The organism is Nonomuraea sp. B5E05, assembly GCF_039880665.1.
GTDB lineage: Bacteria > Actinomycetota > Actinomycetes > Streptosporangiales > Streptosporangiaceae > Nonomuraea.
In genome coordinates, this window is record NZ_JBDPMJ010000028.1 from 60601 (window position 1) to 79276 (window position 18676).

The window sequence follows — 18676 nt, forward strand, 5'->3', positions numbered from 1 at the left end:
AGCCGTACGGACCGTGGTCAGTAGTTGCCGATCACCTCGTCGGCGCCCGGCACGTCGCTGAGTGGGCGCGACGAGGGCCCCGTGTAGGTGGCGCTCGGGCGGACGAGCCTGCCCGTCTTCTTCTGCTCCAGGATGTGCGCGGCCCAGCCGGCCGTGCGGGCGCAGGTGAACATCGAGGTGAACATGTGGGAGGGCACCTCGGCGAAGTCCAGCACCACGGCCGCCCAATATTCCACGTTGGTGGCGAGCACCCGGTCGGGCTTGCGTGCGTGCAGCTCGTCGAGCGCGGCCTGCTCCAGCGCCACGGCGACCTCGTAGCGGGGGGCGTCCAGCTCCTGGGCGGTGCGGCGCAGCACGCGGGCGCGCGGGTCCTCGGCGCGGTAGACGCGGTGGCCGAAGCCCATGAGCCGGTTGCCCTTGTCGAGCTCGCTCTGGACGTACTTCTTGGCGTCGCCGAGCTGCTCGACGCCCTCGATCATGTGCAGCACGCGGGCCGGGGCCCCGCCGTGCAGCGGGCCGGACATGGCGCCGACCGCACCGGAGAGCGCGGCGGCAACGTCGGCGCCGGTGGAGGCGATGACGCGGGCGGTGAACGTGGAAGCGTTCATGCCGTGCTCGGCCGCCGAGGTCCAGTAAGCGTCGATGGCCTTGACGTGCTTGGGATCAGGCTCACCGCGCCAGCGGATCATGAAACGCTCGACGATGGTCTTGGCCTCGTCCACCCGGCTCTGCGGCACCATCGGCAGGCCCAGGCCGCGCGCGGACTGCGCGACGAAGGAGAGTGCCATCACGGAGGCGCGGGCGAGCTGGTCGCGTGCCTCCTGGTCGCTGACGTCGAGCAGAGGCTTGAAGCCATAGGCGGGAGCCAGCATGGCCAGCGCGCTCTGCACGTCGACGCGGATGTCACCCGAGTGGACGGGAATGGGATAGGGCTCCGCCGGCGGCAGGCCCGGCTGGAACTTGTTGTCGACCAGCAGGCCCCAAACGTGCCCGAACGGGACACGGCCCACCAGGTCCTCGATGTCGACGCCCCGGTAACGAAGGGCGCCCCCTTCTTTGTCCGGTTCCGCGATCTCGGTCTCGAAAGCCACGACGCCTTCGAGGCCGGGTTTGAAGTCGGACATGCTTGGCCGCCTCCCTTTCTTGCCATGTCACGGCAATGCTCTGCTTACGGTCGTGGCCGCTTCGGGGCTCGTTGGCTTCGTGGCCTCGCTCTCTCGCCCCGAGCTCCACCGCTCTGTTGATGTCGAGATACCGGCGGGTCAATTTAACCCCCTCCCAGCTCACGGTCGGTCTCGGGACCCGCCGTAAGGCCAAAGGCGCTGGTGGGAGGGTCGCGTGGGATCCTCAGGAGGAGCGCGCAAGAATATCGTCCTGTGGATGCCACCCCGCGCCCGCCCGTACTGGCCGGGCTACGCCGCACGTACGAAGGCGAGCCGCTGCTCGAGTCCGATGTCGCGCCCGACCCGATCGCGCAGTTCACCGTCTGGTTCCAGAACGCGCTCGACGCCGGGCTGCCCGAGCCCAACGCGATGATCCTGGCCACCGCCTCCGCGGGCGGCCGGCCGAGCGCCAGGACGGTCCTGCTGAAGGGCTACGACGAACGCGGCTTCGTCTTCTACACCAACTACGAGTCCCGCAAGGGCCGCGACCTGACCGAGAACGCCCGCGCGTCCCTGCTGTTCCCCTGGCACCCCATACGCCGCCAGGTGCGGGTCGAGGGCACCGTGACCCGGATCCCGCACGAGGAGTCGGCCGCATACTTCCGGTCCCGCCCGTACGGCTCGCGCATCGGCGCGTGGGCCTCGCGGCAGTCGGCGGTCGTGCGCTCCAGGGAGGAGCTGGACGCCCGCTACGAGGAGCTGGCGGCACGCTGGCCGGAGGATCCGCCGGTGCCCGACTTCTGGGGAGGTTTCCGGGTGGTCCCGGTGGAGGTGGAGTTCTGGCAGGGGCAGCTCGACCGGATGCACGACCGGCTCCGCTACCGGCGCACGCCACCCCGGTGGGTTCTGGAGAGACTGGCCCCTTAAGGTTCCCTAAGTGGCATTCGGGGAGCTGGTCAAACGTCATGTGGTGGACACCCGGCCGCTGGGCGTGCCGGCCTACCGGCGGATCTGGCTCGGCCAGACCGTCTCGCACGTCGGCGTCGGCGCGACCGTCGTGGCCGTCGGCCAGCAGGTGTGGGAGCTGACCCACTCCTCGTTCCACGTGGGGCTGCTCGGCATGGCCAACTTCGTGCCGCTGATCGTCTTCGGCCTGTGGGGCGGGGCGGTGGCCGACGCCGTCGACCGGCGCAAGCTGCTCATCGTCGGCTCGGTCATCGCCTGGGCGGCGACCCTGCTCATCCTCGTGCAGGCGCTGCTCGACCTGCGCGACCTCTGGCTCATCTTCGCCGCGGTCGCGCTCAACGCCACCGGGTTCGCGATCACCGGGCCGACCAGGGGCGCGATCATCCCCCGGATCCTCGACCGCGAGCTGGTGCCGGCCGCCAACGCGCTCAACTCGCTGGTGTACAGCATCGGCGCCGTGGCGGGCCCGATGGTCGGCGCGATGGTGCTGACGTCGGCAGGGTTCGCCGCGGCGTACGCGGTCGACGCCCTGCTGTTCGCGGGGAGCCTCTACGCGGCGCTCAGGCTGCCCTCACTGCCTCCGCTGGGCGAAGTGACCCGTCCGGGTGCCAGGGCCGTCCTGGAGGGCCTCAGCTTCATCGCCAGGAGCCCGGTGCTGCTGATGTCGTTCGTCGTCGACATCATCGCGATGGTGTTCGCCATGCCGCGGGCCCTCTTCCCCGAGCTGACCGCCGACCGGTTCGGCGGCTCCATGATCGCGCTCGGCTGGATGACCTCGGCCATGGCCATCGGGTCCGTCGCCGGCGCGCTGTTCTCCGGCTGGGTGGGCCGGGTCTCGCGGCAGGGGGTGGCCCTCGTCGTCGTCATCGCCGTGTGGGGGCTCGCCGTCGCGGCCGCCGGGCTCGTGCACGAGCTCTGGCTGGTGGTCACGTTCATGGCCGTCGGAGGGGTGGCCGACGTGATCTCGTCGGTGTGGCGGCAGTCCATCCTGCAGTTGTACGCGCCCGACGAGATGCGGGGGCGGCTGCAGGGCGCGTTCATGGTGGTGGTGGCCGGCGGGCCGCGCCTGGGCGAGCTGCGGGCCGGGGCCACCGCGGCGGCGTTCGGGCTGAGCGGCGCCTGGGTGGGCGGCGGCATCGCCTGCATGGTGACCGTGCTGGTCGTCGGGCTGTCGGTGGCGGGCTTCAGGAACTTCCGCGCCCAGCAGACCGCCCAGGACACCGGTAAGGCGGCGCCGGGCACCGACCAGACGGCGCCGGAGACCGGCTAGGCGGCACCCGGAGACCGTTTCAGGCGCCCAGGACGCCGGTCAGGCGGCGCCGGCCGCGGCCCGCAGGTCCGCCAGGAAACCCTCGTACGCGTCGTCCCTGTCGGGCGCGCGCAGCACCGCCGACGGATGGACGGTGGCCACCGCGAGCGCGTCGCCGAGCGGCACCGGCTCGCCCCGGCGCCTGGTCACCCGGAACTCCCGGCCCAGCAGCGCCCTGGCCGCCGTCGCGCCGAGCACCACGACCACCCTGGGGCGTACCACGGCCAGTTCGGCGTCGAGCCACGGCCGGCACGCGTCGATCTCGGCGGCCGTCGGCTTCTGGTGGATCCGCCGCTTGCCCCTCGGCGTGAAGGAGAAGTGTTTGACGGCGTTGGTGAGGTAGACGGAGTCCCGCTCGATCCCGGCTTCCTGCAGCCCTCTGTCCAGGACGCGGCCCGCAGGGCCCACGAAGGGGTGGCCCTGCCGGTCCTCCTGGTCGCCCGGCTCCTCGCCGACCAGCATGAACGCCGCCCGCCTCGGCCCCTCGCCGAACACGGTCCGGGTGGCGGCGCGATAGAGGCCGCAGCCCTCGCAGCGGGCCGCGGCCTCGCGCAGGGCCTCGAGGTCGAGCCGCTCGGGAAGGAACCGGGCAGCTCCGGTGTTGCCGTCCATAACCATCGTCGGTCGTTCTCCCAATAGGCTTCTCGTGATTCCTGTGCCCGCTGCGGACGGGCCCAGTCCCCGCCACGACCGGCGTAGCATTCAGTTGGGAGGACTGCCTTGACCGCACACGGCCTGATCGACACCACGGAGATGTATCTCCGCACGATTTACGAGCTCGAGGAGGAGGGCATCGTCCCGCTCCGTGCCCGCATCGCGGAGCGCCTCCAGCAGAGCGGCCCCACCGTGAGCCAGACCGTCGCGCGCATGGAGCGTGACGGCCTCGTTCGCGTCGAGGGCGACCGGCACCTGTCCATGACCGAGCTGGGGCGCACGCTGGCCACCCGGGTGATGCGCAAGCACCGCCTCGCCGAGTGCCTGCTCACCCAGGTGATCGGGCTCCCGTGGGAAGAGGTGCACATCGAGGCGTGCCGCTGGGAGCACGTCATGTCGGAGTCGGTGGAGTCGCGCCTGGTGACGCTGCTCGACAACCCCACGGTCTGCCCGCACGGCAACCCCATCCCGGGGCTGGGCGAGCTGGGCGCCAGAGAGGCATCCGAGTCCGGCGACAGCGCGCTGACCACGATGTGCGATGTCGCGGGGACCAGGGAGACGCCCGTCGTCATCCGCCGAATTAGCGAACAAGTGCAAAGCGATCCCGCTGTGATGCTTAAACTCAAGCAAGTTGGGATACAACCCGGACGCGAGGTGACGCTCGCGGCGAGCGACGATGGTGTGCGGGTGACAGGTGACGGTGACAGTGACGACACTCCCGCGGAGCTTCCGCGTGATGTCGCCGCGCACGTTTTTGTCTCCAAGCGCTGACGCGCGCGCGGCTGCTTGGTTGAATCCCACCTGGGAGGCCCTCCACTCTCCCCTGGCCAAGACTGTTGCAGGAGCGCCCGTGGTCCGCTTTGCAGACACGCCACCCCGAGAGGTGGTCGCCGGATGAAGCGATGGGGGGATCTGTCACAGGAAACGGCTGATCACCTTGGCGCCGGGTCCGTGCTCGACCACGCTGAGATGGCGGTGGTCGTCACCGACCGTTTCAGCAACCTGCTCTACTGGAACCCGTTCGCCGAGAAGCTCTTCGGCCACACGGTCGCGACGTCGGCGCGTGACACCTCCGTCCTGTCCCTCGGGATCATGGAGAAGGACCACCCGCTCGCCATCGAGCTGGCCAAGCACGTGCTCAAGGGCGGCGTGTGGGAGGGCACGTTCGACGTCAGGCGCGGCGACGGCACCATCGTCTACGTCCGCGCCCAGGCCGTGCCGCTGCGCCACGAGTCGGGCTCTGTGACGGGCATCGTCATCCTCGCCCGCGAGGCGCTGCGCAGCAACGAGCGCGAGAAGGACCGGTTCGGGCTGCTGGAGCGCATCGGCGAGCGGCTGGCCGGCTCCCTCTACGTCGAAGAGACACTCAAGCGCGTGGCCGAGATGCTGGTCCCGCAGTTCGCCGACCACTGCTTCATCGAGTTGACGGAGGGCGACCGGCTCGTCCGCCGGGTCTCGCAGCACGTGCAGGGGTGGGCGCCTCCGTTGGGCACATGGAAGCCGGTGGGCGCGGAGATCCGCTACCCCTCCGGCCACTACGCCGACACCGCGCTGCGCCGCCAGGAGACCATCCTGGTCGAAGACTTCTCCAACAGCAGTTTCCCCGCCCCCACCGAGAGCAGCGCGCGGTTGTGCGGCGAGATCGGCATGACCTCGGCCATCGTCGCCCCCCTGACGGTGCGCGGCGAGACGCTGGGGCTGATGTACCTCGGCCTGTCCAACCTGACCGACCGGCGCAGCCCTCACTACGACGCCTTCGACCGTGATTTCGTGGGCGCCATCGCCACCAGGGTCGCGCTCGCGATCGACAACGCGCTGCTGTTCGAGGAGGAGCGCCACACCGCGGAGTCGTTCCAGAAACACCTGCTGCCCAGGGCGTTGCCGCAGCTCGACGGCCTGCAGATCGCGGTGCGCTACTATCCTGCTGCCCCGCTGGCCTCCCACGGGCAGGGCATCCAGACCCAGGTGGGCGGCGACTGGTACGACGTGATCCCGCTGTCGGCCGGCCGCGTCGGCATCGTGATCGGCGACGTCGAGGGCAGGGGCGCCAAGGCGGCGGCCGTCATGGGGCAGCTCAGGGCCGCCCTGCGGGCGTTCGCGCAGGACGACAAGTCGCCCGCCGACATCCTGGCCAGGCTCGACGAGTGGACCCGCATCATCGCCACGCCCGAGCAGGACGACAGCGGCGCCGACATCAGCATCCCGCCCATCGTGACCTGCCAATACCTCGTCTACGACGCCTGGTCGCGCCAGCTGTCCTTCGCCAACGCCGGCCACGCGCCGCCGCTGCTGCTCGTCGACGGCCAGTGCGTGGAGCTCGACATCGAGGAGGTCGGCCAGCCGCTCGGGGTGCGCGCCAAGGGCCTGCACGCCGACCTGGTCTACAAGGAGGAGACCCGCACGCTCCCGCCGGGTGCGGCGCTGCTCCTCTACACCGACGGCCTCGTCGACCGCCGCCCCGGCCGCGACGGGCATCCGCCGAGCGAGGAGGAAACGCTCGGGGTGCTCTGCGAGGCGCTGACCAAGGTGTCCGGAGCCGAGGCCGAGCGCATCGCCGACGTCGCCACGGTCGCGGTGCCCGGCGAGATCGACGACGACATGGCGATCCTCGTGGTCCGCTCCAGCGACGTCGATCTCGACGTCGAGGAGCGCACGTTCCCCGCCCAGCCCATCATGGTGGGCGATGCGCGGCGCATGGCGTCGGAGGCGTTCGCGGGCTGGAACGTCCCTGAGGAGCGCGCTGAGCTGGCCTGTCTGCTCGTCTCCGAGGTCGTGACCAACGTCGTGCTGCACGCTGCCACCTCCAGCGTGCCGCGCAGGGAGCTGGTCGTGGAGGGCCCGCCGCTGCCGTTCGAGGAGTCGTGGGACGTGCCGGGTCTCGACGACGAGGTGGTCGGCGACAAGGAGTTCACGCTGCGGCTGCGAAGGGGCGAGGAGTCGGTCTGGGTCGAGGTGTTCGACCAGGACCTCCGCCTGCCCCGCATCCGCAGCGCGGGCGAGAACGACGAGGGCGGGCGCGGCCTTTACCTGGTCGATCAGCTGGCCAGACGCTGGGGGTCGCGACCTACCAGGGAAGGCAAAGCCGTCTGGTTCGAGATTCCCACGCGCAGCAGGTGAGTGATTCACTGGGCGAATGGAGCTGGCCTTCGAACGACGGGGCGCCGGCGCGCCGCTGATCCTCATCCACGGCATCGGTCACCACTGGCAGGCGTGGACGCCGGTGATCGACAGGCTGGCCGCCGCCCGCACGGTGATCGCGCTCGACCTGCCCGGCTTCGGCGCCTCGCCGGGGCTGCCCGAGGGCATCCCCTACACCGCCGAGTCGCTGGCCGACGCGGTCGAGTCGTTCTGCGCGCTGCTCGGCGTGCGCGAGCCGCACGTGGCGGGCAACTCGCTCGGCGGCTACATCGCGCTCGAGCTGGCCTCGCGCGGCGTCGTACGCACGGCCACCGCGTTGTCGCCGGCGGGTTTCTGGTCGCGTGCTGAGCTGGTCTACTGCCAGTCGGTGCTGCGTGCCCTGCGGGCCTCGGCCAGGGCGATGCCGCAGGGGCAGGTCGTCAGGACGGCGGAGAACCCGGTGCTGCGGGCCGTGTCGGCCGGCGTGCTGGTCGCCCATCCGTCGCGGCTGTCGCCGACGGCGCTGATCGCGGCCACGCAGGCGCTGGGCCGGGCGAGCGGCTTCGACGAGACGCTGGAGTCGTTCTCCGGGCTGATGCCGCCCGCGCCGCCGAAGTCGCCCATCTCGATCGCGTGGGGCGAGCACGACCGGCTCCTGCTGCGCCGCCAGGCGGTGCGGGCGGCCCGCTGGTCGGGGCAGCGGGTCAAGCTGCTGAAGGGGTGTGGCCATGTGCCGATGAGCGACGACCCCGGCCTCGTGGCCCGCGTCATCCTGGAGGCGTAAGGAACTACACCTTGGTCTGGCCCCAGACGAGCAGCATGGCGATGATGAAGACGATCATGACGCCGGCGTAGCCGACCGGCCCCAGGCGGAACGCCCGGCGCACGCGGTTGAGGCCCCACGCGACCAGCAGTGCCAGGAAGACCAGGAGGATCAGGCCGCCGTCCATGTCGTCCAGTATGCGGCGTGGACGGGCTTCCCGCGCGGTGACAGGTCAGAATCCGAAGGACCGGCCGATGATCTCCTTCATGATCTCGGTGGTGCCGCCGTAGATGGTCTGGACCCGGCTGTCCATCCAGGCCTTGGCGACGGGATATTCCGTCATGTAGCCGTACCCGCCGTGAAGCTGGAGGCACCGGTCGATGACCTTGGTCTGCACCTCGGTGGTCCACCACTTGGCCTTGGCCGCGTCGACCGCGGTGAGCTGCCCGGCGTTGAGCGCGCGGATGCACTGGTCGACGTAGTGGCGGGCGATCTCCGTCTCGGTGGCCAGCTCCGCGAGGACGAACCTGGTGTTCTGGAACGACCCGATGCTCCGCCCGAACGCCTGGCGGGTCCTGCAGTATTCGATGGTCTGCTCCAGTACGCCCTCCGCCGCGGCCACCGCCGCCACGGCGATCGACAGGCGCTCCTGCGGCAGGTTGTTCATGAGCTGGACGAAGCCTTCGCCGTCGTTCGGCCCGAGGCGGTTGGCGACGGGCACGCGTACGTTGTCGAAGAAGAGCTCGGCGGTGTCCTGTGCCTTCATGCCGATCTTGTCGAGGTTGCGTCCGCGCTCGAACCCCTCCATCCCCCGCTCCACGACGACCAGAGTGGTGCCCCTGGCTCCGGCCTCCGGGTCGGTCTTGGCCACCACGACCACGAGGTCGGCGTTGATGCCGTTGGTGATGAACGTCTTCTGGCCGTTGACGACGTAGTGGTCGCCCTCGCGGATGGCCGTGGTCCTGATGCCCTGCAGGTCGCTGCCCGCCCCGGGCTCGCTCATCGCGATGGCGGTGATCAGCTCGCCGCTCACGAAGCCGGGCAGCCACCGCCGCCGCTGCTCGTCGTCGGTCAGATCCACCAGGTACGGCGCCACGACGTCGTTGTGCAGCGAGAAGCCGAGCCCGGTGGCGTTGTTCCTCATGAGCTCCTCGACGATCACCGCGTTGTAGCGGAAGTCCCGGATCCCGGAGCCGCCGTGCTCCTCCGGCACCGAGAAGCCGAACATGCCGAGCTCGCCGGCCTTCTTCCAGACCTCGCGGGGGACCACGCCGTCCTGCTCCCATCGAGCGTGGTGCGGCACGACCTCGCGGGCCATGAACGCGCGCACGGTCTCGCGGAAGAGGAGGTGCTCCTCGTCGAAGAGGTCTCGCTGCATCAGTCGCCTCCGGAATAGAATTCTGTTACTGCGAGGTATACCCCTTTTCCCGGTACGGCGGGAGCCGCGGACACGGGTTCATCACAAGTGGTCGGAGATGGTGGGTTCGGTATGTAGAGCGGGTGTTTTCGACTCTAAGATCTACCGTCGGCGTATTTGTGGCTGATCGGAGTCTCCCGTGAGTCGATGGCGCAAGGCGTTGATCGCCGCATCGGTCGGCGCGGCCGCTTCCACCGCGTTCGTCGTGACCTCCTCCATCCCCGGCCAGGCAGAGACCTCGCTGGTGGCCACCTACCGGTGCGAGGGCGGGATCGCCGGTGCCGGAGTCGACATCGAGGCCACGATCACGCCGCAGATCGAGGCCGGCGGGCTGATGAACGTCCGCTGGGGCATCTCGTACAAGGGCAATCCGAGGTTCGGCTCGCCCGGGTTCTTCCCCGCGGGCTCCTCCCTCGACCTCGAAGGCGTCGTGGACATCAGCGGCGCCTGGGTCGGCCAGTTACGGCCGAGGGGCGGCCAGGAGCAGGGCGAGCTGGTGCCGGGCGAGTTCCTCGAACTGCCCGAAGGGTTGTCCGACCAGGGATCCATCGGGCGTTCCGGAACGGTCCGCTTCAAGCCCGGCGCTCTGACCGTCAGGTTCACGCCCGCCGAGGGCGAGGTGATGGTCAACAACAACGCGTCGGACATCACGTACGAGGGTGGCTGGAGGCGGATCACCACTGCGGAGGAGTTCGGCGACCACCTCTACGACCTGCACAGGACCAGAGCGCAAGAGGCCAAAGCCAAGCTCGACTTCACCGGCACGAAGGTCGCCTACATCGCCAGGCGCGAGCGTGACCTCGGTAAGATCAGGGTGATTCTCGACGGCAACGTCGTCACCGATCCGCTGGTCGAGCCGGGGAAGGACCGCAGCGGGAGCCCGATGACGGGCACTGCCTCCAAGGAGGTCCTCTGGGAGTCGCCGCAGCTCGCCTACGGGCCGCACACTCTGGAGATCATCAACACCGAGGAGAAGGTCGCCTACGTTGACGCGTTCAGGGTGACGGTCAGCGACATCACCGAGCCGCCGGACCACGACCAGGCCACATGCAAGCTTCAGGGTGACCCCGGAGCCATCGATGTCACCGTGCCCGGCCCGACGCAGGACCCGACGGACCCTCCCACGGAGGATCCTGACGAGGACCCGACGGACGACCCGGACGACCCGGATGACGACCCCAGTGACGAGCCGACCGACGAGGACAGCACGCCTCCGGAGGGCGACTCCATCGGCGGCGATCACGTGGCCGTGGTTCCCACGGGTTCCAGTTCGAGCTCGTCCACGCCGAAGAGCAGCTCAAGCCCGACCGCGACCCGGTACTACCGGGCCCAGGTGCCCAAGACGCCCAAGGGCGGTGTCGACAGCGGTGAGGCTCCGGCGACCGCCGAAGGGCCGCCGCTCGGGCTCATGACCAGCGGAGCCGTGCTGATGGCGGGAAGCGTCGGTGGCGGCGTGCTGCTGCGCAGGCGCAGGGCCGCGCACGCGGGAGGAGCGCGCCGATGACCGAGGGGACGACGCCGATGCAGCGCGCGCTGCCCGGCCTGCTGATCGCCGGCTCGCTCGGCGGGGTGGGCATCGTCATGGTGACGCTGCTCTCGCTGGCTCCGCCCGTGGACGACGGCTCGGGGCCGCTCGCGGCGCCGGTGGCCGCGCAGGAGACGCCGACGGAGGCCCCGACGAAGGCGCCGGCGGGGAACGCGGGCGCGTTCGTGTTACCGGCCACCGTGGGGCCCGGGGGCAAGGACGTGCCCCTGACGCCGGCCCGCCTGGACGCGCCGCCCCCGCTGGCCGCCGCACCGGTGGTGCCCGCCATCCCGAAGGCCAAGAAGAAGACCACCACCAAGGTACGGCCGACCCGCATCAAGATCCCCAAGATCAAGGTCAACGCCTCGATCCGGTCCGTCACCCTGGACAAGCAGGGCAAACTCGGCACCCCGCCGCTGAGCAAGGCGGGCCTGACCGGCTGGTACCGCCACTCGCCCCTGCCCGGCGAGCTCGGCCCCTCGATCATCAACGGCCACGTGAGCACCCGCCGGGGCCCTGCCGTCTTCGACCGCCTGCGCGAACTGGCCAAGGGCGACCAGATCTACGTGTACCGCTCGGACGGCAAGGTCACCCGCTTCACGGTCAGCGGGATCGAGCAGGCCAGCAAGAACTCGTTCCCGACCAAGCGGGTGTACGGGAACACCACCGACTCCCAGATCCGGCTCATCACGTGTGGCGGGGTCTACAACAAGACAACCCACCACTACACGGACAACATCATCGTGTACGCGACGTTGTCCAAGAAGAAGGGCTGACCGGCCGATTTCTGGGTTTACGGGAAAGTTGACAGGGACAGTTCGTAGGATCTCAACCTAACCGTGACCAACGGCTGGAATTCTGGCACAACTGTTGATACTGCGCTGAAATGGAGCTGGAAGTGCTGACGTCCAAGGCGCGGCGCCGCCTCGCCCTCAAGACATCCGCTATGGCCGTTCTAGGCGCAGGGATCTTCGGCGCGATACCTGTGATGGCTGCGGTGGCTGCACCGGCTCCCGTGGCTTACACCTGCGGCAACTCGGCCGTCACCTTCACCATGGAGCTGAAGACGCCCACGACGGCCAGGCCCAGCGCGCCGGTGACAGTGACCTGGGACATCCGCCAGCCGACCTCGGGCTACCTGTCGGCAACCGCCGAGGCCACTCCGACCAGCAGTGTTGTGGCGCAGGGAACCATAAGCCCCAGCGGATCGCCGATTCCGTCATCTCAGGTGGTCGCCAGTGCCTCCGCCGCGCCGGCGACGACGATCAGCGCCAACTCTCCCGTGCCCATCCCGACGATGACCATGGTCGTCACGCCCACCGCCTCCGGAACGGTGGCTCTCAGGGGCGGTGGTTTCTCGGTCAGGGTCAACGACGCCACCTACCACTGCCAGCCGGGCGCCTCTGGCGGTCCTTCCGTGAACCTGGTCGTAGGCACCGGCACCCCGACCAACAGCCCCACGAGCACCCCCACGAAGTCGCCGACCCCGACCCCTTCCAGCCCCAAGCCCACGACGACCAGGACCCACACGGTGACCATCACGCCGTCGTCGGAGTCCGAGCCCACCAGGAAGTCCCAGACTCCCAAGGCCGGGGCCGACACCGGGGCCGGTGGCACCATGGGCCCTGACGGCCGGCTGTTCATCCTCACCGGTGGCGCGCTGATCGTCGCCGCGGCCGGAGGCGGGCTTCTCATGCGTCGCCGTAACGCCGCCCGGGGCTGACGGGGATGTCCGGCTACTACCCGTACGGTGGCGGCGCTCCCGTACCGCCGCCTGAGGACAAGGGGGGCGCGGCGCTCAGGACCGTGCTGATCGTGGCGGCCATCGCCGGTGTGGTGACCGTGGTGGCCGGGTTGCTGATCGTGTTCAGGTCCCCCGACGAGTACGGCCTGGCCAGCAACCGGGACACCCTGGCTCTTGAGGCGCAGCCCAAGCCGTCGGGGCAGCCCGAGCAGGCGTTGTTCCAGGGCGGGCCCGACGTGCCGCCGCCGTTGCCGCAGATCAAGGCGGCGCCTCCCATGCTGCCGTCCACGCCCATGCGGCTGGTGATCAAACGGCTGGGCATCAACGCGCCGATCAGGTCGGTGGGCCTGGCCAAGAACGGCACGATCCAGGTTCCGCCGCCGAACAACGCCAACCTGGTCGGGTGGTACCGGAACATGTCGACGCCGGGTGAGGCGGGACCGGCCGTCCTGCTGGGGCACAAGGACACCAAGACGAGCCCTGCGGTGTTCAACCGGCTGCCGGAGCTCAAGCACGGCGACACCATCGAGGTCAAGCGCCAGGACAAGACCACGGCGGTGTTCACGGTCGGCGGCGTGGAGCAGGCCAGCAAGAAGACGTTCCCGACCCAGCGCGTCTACGGCAGCCAGGAGAACGCCCAACTGCACCTGATCACGTGCGGCGGCACCTATGATCGTCGCACCGGGCACTACACCGACAACGTCATCGTCTACGCGACGATGACGAGCTCCTATCGAAGCTGAGCGCGGAGGCTGGGCATGGGCTGGATGGCGAAGCGACGACTGCGTACAGGCCCCACGGCGGTGCTGCCCGCGAAGCTGGATCCGGCGAAGCTGCTGCGCATCGTGCAGCTGGCCGATCCCGGCGCGCGGAAGGACGGCGACGACATCGTGGCGACCGACGTGCGGGTGTGCGCGCCGGTCGAGGCGGCGGCCGAGCTGACGGGCGGCGTGCTGGAGAAGGCGTGGGCGGTGCGGGTGGCGGCCGAGGGTCCGCTGCCGATCGACTTCTTCGACCGCTACCTCGCCGAGGGGCTGGCCTTCCGGTTGAAGGGGCTGGCGGTGTGCCGGGGCGAGGTGAGCGATCCGGCCGACGAGGCGGAGGGCGGTCCCGCCGTCATCCTCCCGGTACGCCCGACGCCCGAGGAACTGGCCCCGTTTCTGGAGCCGGAGGACGAGGAGTTCACGTTCACGGCGGGCGACATCAAGGCCGTGCTCGTGCCGCAGAAGGGTGGCCCGCCCGCGGCGGCGGAGCTGCTGCCGTTCGCCACCGAGCTGACGGCGATCGAGCTGCGCGGCGGGGAGCCGGAGAAGCTGGGCGCGCTCGCCCTTGAGCTGTCCGAGGCGCTGAACGGCCTGGCCGTCGACCGGTGGCGGTTCAGGATCGACGCGGCGGAGGACCTCGTACCGCCTGCGGAATGACCCTAGAACGTCGTTCTGTTGTAGTGTGCACCTAGTAACCGAATATTGCTCGGTTTCCAGGAGGCACTGTGGCAGAGGCGTACATCGTCGGGGCGGTCCGCACCCCCGTCGGCAAGAAGAAGGGCGGCCTGTCCACCGTCCACCCCACTGACCTGGCCGCGCACACGCTGAAGGCGTTGATCGAGCGCACCGGCGTCGACCCCGCGGCGGTCGAGGACGTCATCATGGGGTGCGTCATGCAGTTCGGCCCACAGAGCATGGATATCGCGCGCAACGCCTGGCTGTCGGCGGGCCTGCCGGAGACCACCGCCGGAGTCACCATCGACCGGCAGTGCGGCTCCTCGCAGCAGTCCATCCACTTCGCCGCCCAGGGCGTCCTGTCGGGCACCCAGGACCTGGTCGTGGCGGCCGGCGTCGAGTCGATGAGCATCGTGCCCATGGGCGCCTCGATCACGGCCGCGCTGGAGAAGGGCATGCCGTTCCCGTTCGGCGAGATGTGGGTCGAGCGCTACGGCAAGCAGGAGATCTCGCAGTTCCGCGGTGCGGAGCTGATGTGCGAGAAGTGGGGTTACACGCGCGAGGTCCTGGAGCAGTACGCGTTCGAGTCGCACCAGCGTGCCGCCAAGGCCATCGCGAACGGCCACTTCAAGGACCAGATCGCCCCCGTGAACGGCGTCGAGGACGACGAGGGTCCGCGGCCCGACACCACCCTGGAGAAGATGGCCGGGCTGAAGACGCTGAAGGAGGGCGGGCAGATCACCGCCGCCACCTCCTCGCAGATCTCCGACGGCTCGGGGGCGGTGCTGATCGCCTCCGAGCAGGCGGTGAGGGAGCACGGCCTGACCCCGCGCGCCCGCATCCACCAGCTCGCGCTCATGGGCGACGATCCGGTCTACATGCTGACCGCGCCGATCCCCGCCACGCAGCGGGCGCTGAAGAAGGCCGGCATGTCCATCGGCGACATCGACGTCGTCGAGATCAACGAGGCGTTCGCGCCGGTGCCGCTGGCGTGGATGCAAGAACTCGACGCCGACCCGGCCAAGGTCAACCCCAACGGCGGCGCCATCGCGCTCGGCCACCCGCTGGGCGGCACGGGAGCGATCCTCATGACCAAGCTCCTGCACGAGCTGGAGCGCACGGGCGGCCGCTACGGGCTGCAGACGATGTGCGAGGGCGGCGGCCAGGCCAACGTCACCATCATCGAACGCCTCTGAGCGAAAAGGGTGCGAGCGCCGCCTCCAGGCGTACGGGGGAGGCGGCGCTCGCTCTTCACTACCATCCCTGGTAGTTGTCCTCGGTCAGCGGCCCTTCGACGGCACGCGCCTCGGCGGCGCGATCGGGCGCTGCGGCATCTTCGGCATCTGCCGGGGCATGGGCAGTTGGGGCCGGCCCTTCTTCTTGTTGCTTGCGCGAACTCGCATAAGTTAGCTCCTTTACGTAACTCTCGACGCGGCTCGGAGGCCGGTCGGCAAGCTCAGCTGCCGCGTCTGGACGGACTGGCGGTCATGGCTGGCTGCTGCGCGGGCCGCGGGAGGCCCGGCGAATCACAGGTAAAGGCGCATGGCGAAGACACTACGAGCTCAGTGAGGGGCCGCGCAACCGAATAAGCCACCCCAGACGGGCGGGCAAGTACGTGATGTACTTGACGTACTTCATGCTGTGAGGCATCATGAAGACCTGCTCATGGGAGGTGTCGCGCGTGAGCGCCGTTCATTTCGACAGCTACACAGAGGCTCGTGCCCATCTCAAAATGCTCCTGGACGCGGCTGAAGGCGGGCGCGTGGCGACGGTGCGCCGTGAAGCGACCACAACCGCGCTCGTGGACGTCGAGAGACTGCGCCACTATCTCGCTGCGGTCACTCCGTCCGGTGCCCAAGCAGTGCCAGAGGCCGGTGGCTGGTCGATCTTCATCCCAGGGCTGCCCGTAGCGGCCGATGGCCGGACCTTCGAGGAGGCCGTAACGGAGATGATCGATGCGTTGCGTGAATACGCCGATGACTGGCAGGACCACCTGCTGGATGCGCCGAACCATCGTGAGAACTGGGGGCTTGTGCAGTTGATCAGCCTCAGTGATGACGACCAGTTGCGTGAATGGCTGGTGGGGAAGGGCCGGTGACCTGGCCTCAACCCACTCGAGAGTGCCACGATCGGTTCTGTCAGATCGAGGGCTGGCGTCTCGTACGAAACGCTCGCGGACGAACGGCGACCCATCACGTCACCTACGAACTAGATCTTGCTGATGGTCGGATCTTGCGCACGCGGATTTCCCATCCGGTGGATCGAAGCTCCTACGGCCAGAGCATCTGGCGTCACATCCTCCGTGACCAGCTGCAGGTGGATGAGCCGACGTTCTGGGCCTGCGTCAAACGTGGTGTGGTCCCTGATCGTGGACAACCGGAGCCGCCCTCGAACGCCCTGCCTGCCGAGGTTGTTCACCTGCTCATTTCCAAGGTGGGTCTGGACGAGACCGACGTTGCGACGATGACGAAGGAGGACGCCGTCGCCAGACTGCAGAAATACTGGATCGAAGGCGTCTGAGGTCAGTGCCGGTTGACTAGTCCTTCGGGAGGAGGCTGCCGAGGGGGCCCAGGTCGAGGTTCAGGTCGGACGGCTCCAGGTCGAAACGCTCGCAGAGCTCCTCCATGGCCTCCTCCAGCCGCATCAGCGTCATGCCGAGCTGTTCGATCTGCTCGTCGGACAGATCGCCTTGCTCCATCCTCCGTACGGACTGCCGCTCGACGAGCTGGCGCAGCAGCTCGACCAGCGTGAGCACGAGCCGGGACAGGTCACGCTCCACCGCCTCCGCGTCGGTGTCGATCCGCAGCCGCGGTTTCCTGGCCTGGCGGGCGGGCTCGGCGGGGTCACTCGTCATCGCGGATCGAGGTGATCAGTGCGTGGATGGAGATGCGTACGAGGTCGATGTCGGCGATCGACAGGACGAGGTCGCCGCTCACCACGACGCCGCCGGCGAGCAGCCGGTCGAGCAGGTCGACCAGCGCCACCCGCTCGGCGGGCAGCCGGCCCTCCTCGGCGAGCATGGCGCCACGAGGCTCCGGGTACGTCATGCTTCACCCCCTTCGTCCAGCGCGGCGAACGAGTACGGCGCCCACGGGCCGGTCAGCTCCAGCTCGCCGCCCTCGCCGCGCAACTCCTCCACCGTCCGTACGAACTCCGCGTGCCGCTCCTCGTCGACGAGGTAGGCGCCGTTGAGGATCATCCACTCCTTGCGCCCGGAGAGCTGCGGGTCCTGGGCCCGGTGGCGGCGGCCGGCGACCGCGACGGAGGCCAGCCGGTCGTGGACCCGCTCGGCCCGGACGCTCGCCCGCCGCCACGCCTCCTCCCTGTTGCGCAGCCCCGCCTGGCGTTTGCGCAGGTACGCCGCTCCCGGGCCGGACGCGGCGCCACCACCCTCCTGCGCGGCGGCGGGCTCGGCCTGCTCCGCCGGGTCGGCGTACACCTTCACCCCCCACTCCTGGCGGCCGGTGATGCGGTCGAGCGCGTGGCAGAAGTCGTCGTGCCGGTCCTGCAGCAGGCCGGCGACCTGCTCGTCGCCGCTGTAGACGGTGACCAGCCGCACGGGTACGGCGGGCACCGTCACCGCCACCGCCTCGACCACGTGGTGGTGCGCCCTGGCGGTCGCGTCGAGCCAGTCCAGGTCCTCCATGGACCGCTGCAGCGGTTCTTCCCCGAAGTCGGCCAGCGGCACGGTGCTCACGTACGCGACCAGCCCGGAACGGGTGATCGCCCGCACCGGCGTGCCCGCCACCCCTGTCAGGCCTTCGGGGGAGGGTGCGCCGGAGTCGCGCGCGACCACGTACAGGTACGTGCCTGCGTCACCCGTCATCTCTTCTCCTTCCGGCACGACGCCGCGGCTCCACGTCTTCCTCCTCCTCGACATGGCCCTCGAGGGCGGGCGGGGCGGAGCCGCCCTCCTCCAGGGCGGCGAGCCTCCTGCGCAGCCGGCGGTTCTCCTCCTCCAGGCCGCGGTCCTTCCCGGTCAGCCAGGGGTCGTGCTCCCACCAGTCGATGCCCATCTCCTTGGCGGTGTCGACCGAGGCGACCACCAGCCGCAGCTTGATCGTCAGCAGTTCGATGTCGAGGAGGTTGACCCGGATGTCGCCCGCGATGACCACACCTCTGTCGAGCACCCGCTCCAGGATGTCGCCCAGGTTGGCGGGCTCCCGCCCGCCGCCCGTCGAGGACGGGTAGGCGCGGCCCGCCGGGCGGGCCGGCTCCATCATCATCCGCCCTCCCCCTGGTCGCCGCTGGCCCGCCGGTAGCGGCGCACCCTCCGGTACGACTGCAGCTCGCCGTCCGCGTCCAGCTCGGCCTGGTAGAGGGCGAGCACGTCACCCGAGGACGGGATGCGGCGGTCCTCCACGACTTCGACGCCCACCACCCAGCCGTCACCTTCCGGCCTGACCAGCGTGATCCCTTCGGACTCCCGGCCGGTCAGCTCGACGATGTGGCGCAGCCCCGCCGCGCCGGCGCTGGACGCCGACAGGCTCCTCGCGCGGGAGCGGGCCGGCGGCTCCTCGTCGTGAGGGGCCTCCTCGTCCGGCTCCTCCTCGGCCCGCTGGTCCTCGATGGGTTCCTGCGGCTCGGCGTCCTGCTCGGCAGGGCGTCGTGCGCGGACCCTTCGCTGGGCGGGCACACG

General features: G+C 69.7%; 23 protein-coding genes. 13 read left to right on the top strand and 10 right to left on the bottom strand.

The window, feature by feature from the left end; genetic code table 11:
• Positions 1-17: 17 nt before the first annotated feature.
• Positions 18-1124: a citrate synthase 2 gene (locus ABGB01_RS37265; RefSeq protein WP_347616843.1), complete on the bottom strand. Its 1107-nt coding sequence runs from the start codon at positions 1122-1124 to the stop codon at positions 18-20.
• A gap of 252 nt (positions 1125-1376) precedes the next feature.
• Here ABGB01_RS37265 and pdxH point away from each other — a divergent pair, with 252 nt between their 5' ends.
• Positions 1377-2030 (top strand): pyridoxamine 5'-phosphate oxidase, encoded by a 654-nt coding sequence (gene pdxH / locus ABGB01_RS37270; protein ID WP_347778279.1) that lies wholly within the window; start codon positions 1377-1379, stop codon positions 2028-2030.
• Positions 2031-2040: 10 nt separating this feature from the next.
• The gene (locus tag ABGB01_RS37275; RefSeq protein WP_347778280.1) at positions 2041-3339 is read left to right on the top strand and encodes an MFS transporter; all 1299 of its coding nucleotides are present in this window, start codon (positions 2041-2043) and stop codon (positions 3337-3339) included.
• A 39-nt stretch (positions 3340-3378) separates the two neighbouring features.
• Here ABGB01_RS37275 and ABGB01_RS37280 read toward each other — a convergent pair whose 3' ends face one another.
• A complete protein-coding gene (locus tag ABGB01_RS37280) occupies positions 3379-3990 on the bottom strand; it encodes a UdgX family uracil-DNA binding protein (RefSeq protein WP_347778281.1) in 612 nt (203 codons plus the stop codon).
• A gap of 108 nt (positions 3991-4098) precedes the next feature.
• Here ABGB01_RS37280 and ABGB01_RS37285 point away from each other — a divergent pair, with 108 nt between their 5' ends.
• The 3 genes from ABGB01_RS37285 (at position 4099) to ABGB01_RS37295 (ending at position 7933) form a co-directional block, all read left to right on the top strand.
• Positions 4099-4803 (top strand): metal-dependent transcriptional regulator, encoded by a 705-nt coding sequence (locus tag ABGB01_RS37285; protein ID WP_347778282.1) that lies wholly within the window; start codon positions 4099-4101, stop codon positions 4801-4803.
• Positions 4804-4926: 123 nt separating this feature from the next.
• Positions 4927-7149 carry a SpoIIE family protein phosphatase gene (locus ABGB01_RS37290; protein WP_347778283.1) on the top strand — a complete coding sequence of 741 codons (2223 nt, stop codon included), beginning with the start codon at positions 4927-4929 and terminating at the stop codon, positions 7147-7149.
• Between the two features lie 16 nt (positions 7150-7165).
• On the top strand, positions 7166-7933 hold the full coding sequence (locus ABGB01_RS37295; RefSeq protein ID WP_347778284.1) for an alpha/beta fold hydrolase: 768 nt from the start codon (positions 7166-7168) through the stop codon (positions 7931-7933).
• 4 nt (positions 7934-7937) lie between these two features.
• Here the strand turns inward: ABGB01_RS37295 and ABGB01_RS37300 are convergent, their stop codons facing one another.
• Together ABGB01_RS37300 and ABGB01_RS37305 are read right to left on the bottom strand one after the other, a co-directional pair.
• Entirely contained in the window at positions 7938-8099 is a 162-nt protein-coding gene (locus ABGB01_RS37300; protein WP_165977497.1) for a hypothetical protein, read from the bottom strand.
• A gap of 45 nt (positions 8100-8144) precedes the next feature.
• Positions 8145-9290, bottom strand: coding sequence for an acyl-CoA dehydrogenase family protein (locus ABGB01_RS37305; protein ID WP_347778285.1), 1146 nt, complete (start codon positions 9288-9290; stop codon positions 8145-8147).
• A 178-nt stretch (positions 9291-9468) separates the two neighbouring features.
• On the opposite strand from ABGB01_RS37305, the gene ABGB01_RS37310 reads away from it, so the two are divergent.
• The 6 genes from ABGB01_RS37310 (at position 9469) to ABGB01_RS37335 (ending at position 15233) form a co-directional block, all read left to right on the top strand.
• A complete protein-coding gene (locus ABGB01_RS37310) occupies positions 9469-10833 on the top strand; it encodes a hypothetical protein (protein WP_347778286.1) in 1365 nt (454 codons plus the stop codon).
• Positions 10830-11630, top strand: a complete 801-nt coding sequence (locus tag ABGB01_RS37315) for a class F sortase (protein ID WP_347778287.1) — start codon at positions 10830-10832, stop codon at positions 11628-11630. The genes ABGB01_RS37310 and ABGB01_RS37315 overlap by 4 nt, the downstream gene beginning before the upstream one ends.
• A gap of 521 nt (positions 11631-12151) precedes the next feature.
• Positions 12152-12577: a hypothetical protein gene (locus tag ABGB01_RS37320; protein WP_347778288.1), complete on the top strand. Its 426-nt coding sequence runs from the start codon at positions 12152-12154 to the stop codon at positions 12575-12577.
• 5 nt (positions 12578-12582) lie between these two features.
• A complete protein-coding gene (locus tag ABGB01_RS37325) occupies positions 12583-13341 on the top strand; it encodes a class F sortase (RefSeq protein ID WP_347778289.1) in 759 nt (252 codons plus the stop codon).
• Positions 13342-13365: 24 nt separating this feature from the next.
• Positions 13366-14019 (top strand): hypothetical protein, encoded by a 654-nt coding sequence (locus ABGB01_RS37330; protein WP_347778290.1) that lies wholly within the window; start codon positions 13366-13368, stop codon positions 14017-14019.
• A gap of 68 nt (positions 14020-14087) precedes the next feature.
• Positions 14088-15233: an acetyl-CoA C-acetyltransferase gene (locus ABGB01_RS37335; protein WP_347778291.1), complete on the top strand. Its 1146-nt coding sequence runs from the start codon at positions 14088-14090 to the stop codon at positions 15231-15233.
• A gap of 84 nt (positions 15234-15317) precedes the next feature.
• On the opposite strand, the gene ABGB01_RS37340 is transcribed toward ABGB01_RS37335, so the two are convergent.
• Entirely contained in the window at positions 15318-15440 is a 123-nt protein-coding gene (locus ABGB01_RS37340) for a hypothetical protein (RefSeq protein ID WP_281283696.1), read from the bottom strand.
• Positions 15441-15718: 278 nt separating this feature from the next.
• On the opposite strand from ABGB01_RS37340, the gene ABGB01_RS37345 reads away from it, so the two are divergent.
• On the top strand, positions 15719-16135 hold the full coding sequence (locus ABGB01_RS37345; RefSeq protein WP_347616827.1) for a prevent-host-death protein: 417 nt from the start codon (positions 15719-15721) through the stop codon (positions 16133-16135).
• Between the two features lie 134 nt (positions 16136-16269).
• Complete coding sequence (locus ABGB01_RS37350; protein WP_347616826.1) at positions 16270-16557, top strand: hypothetical protein; 288 nt, start codon at positions 16270-16272, stop codon at positions 16555-16557.
• Positions 16558-16573: 16 nt separating this feature from the next.
• Here the strand turns inward: ABGB01_RS37350 and ABGB01_RS37355 are convergent, their stop codons facing one another.
• The 5 genes from ABGB01_RS37355 to gvpO are packed head-to-tail and all read right to left on the bottom strand — an operon-like array spanning position 16574 to position 18673.
• Positions 16574-16891, bottom strand: a complete 318-nt coding sequence (locus ABGB01_RS37355; protein ID WP_347650534.1) for a gas vesicle protein K — start codon at positions 16889-16891, stop codon at positions 16574-16576.
• On the bottom strand, positions 16881-17084 hold the full coding sequence (locus tag ABGB01_RS37360) for a gas vesicle protein (protein WP_220446751.1): 204 nt from the start codon (positions 17082-17084) through the stop codon (positions 16881-16883). The genes ABGB01_RS37355 and ABGB01_RS37360 overlap by 11 nt, the downstream gene beginning before the upstream one ends.
• The gene (locus tag ABGB01_RS37365) at positions 17081-17863 is read right to left on the bottom strand and encodes a GvpL/GvpF family gas vesicle protein (protein WP_347778292.1); all 783 of its coding nucleotides are present in this window, start codon (positions 17861-17863) and stop codon (positions 17081-17083) included. The genes ABGB01_RS37360 and ABGB01_RS37365 overlap by 4 nt, the downstream gene beginning before the upstream one ends.
• A complete protein-coding gene (gvpJ, locus tag ABGB01_RS37370) occupies positions 17853-18260 on the bottom strand; it encodes a gas vesicle protein GvpJ (protein WP_347778331.1) in 408 nt (135 codons plus the stop codon). Before gvpJ ends, ABGB01_RS37365 begins: the two co-directional genes overlap by 11 nt.
• Positions 18260-18673 carry a gas vesicle protein GvpO gene (gvpO, locus tag ABGB01_RS37375; protein WP_347778293.1) on the bottom strand — a complete coding sequence of 138 codons (414 nt, stop codon included), beginning with the start codon at positions 18671-18673 and terminating at the stop codon, positions 18260-18262. The genes gvpJ and gvpO overlap by 1 nt, the downstream gene beginning before the upstream one ends.
• Positions 18674-18676: the final 3 nt, after the last annotated feature.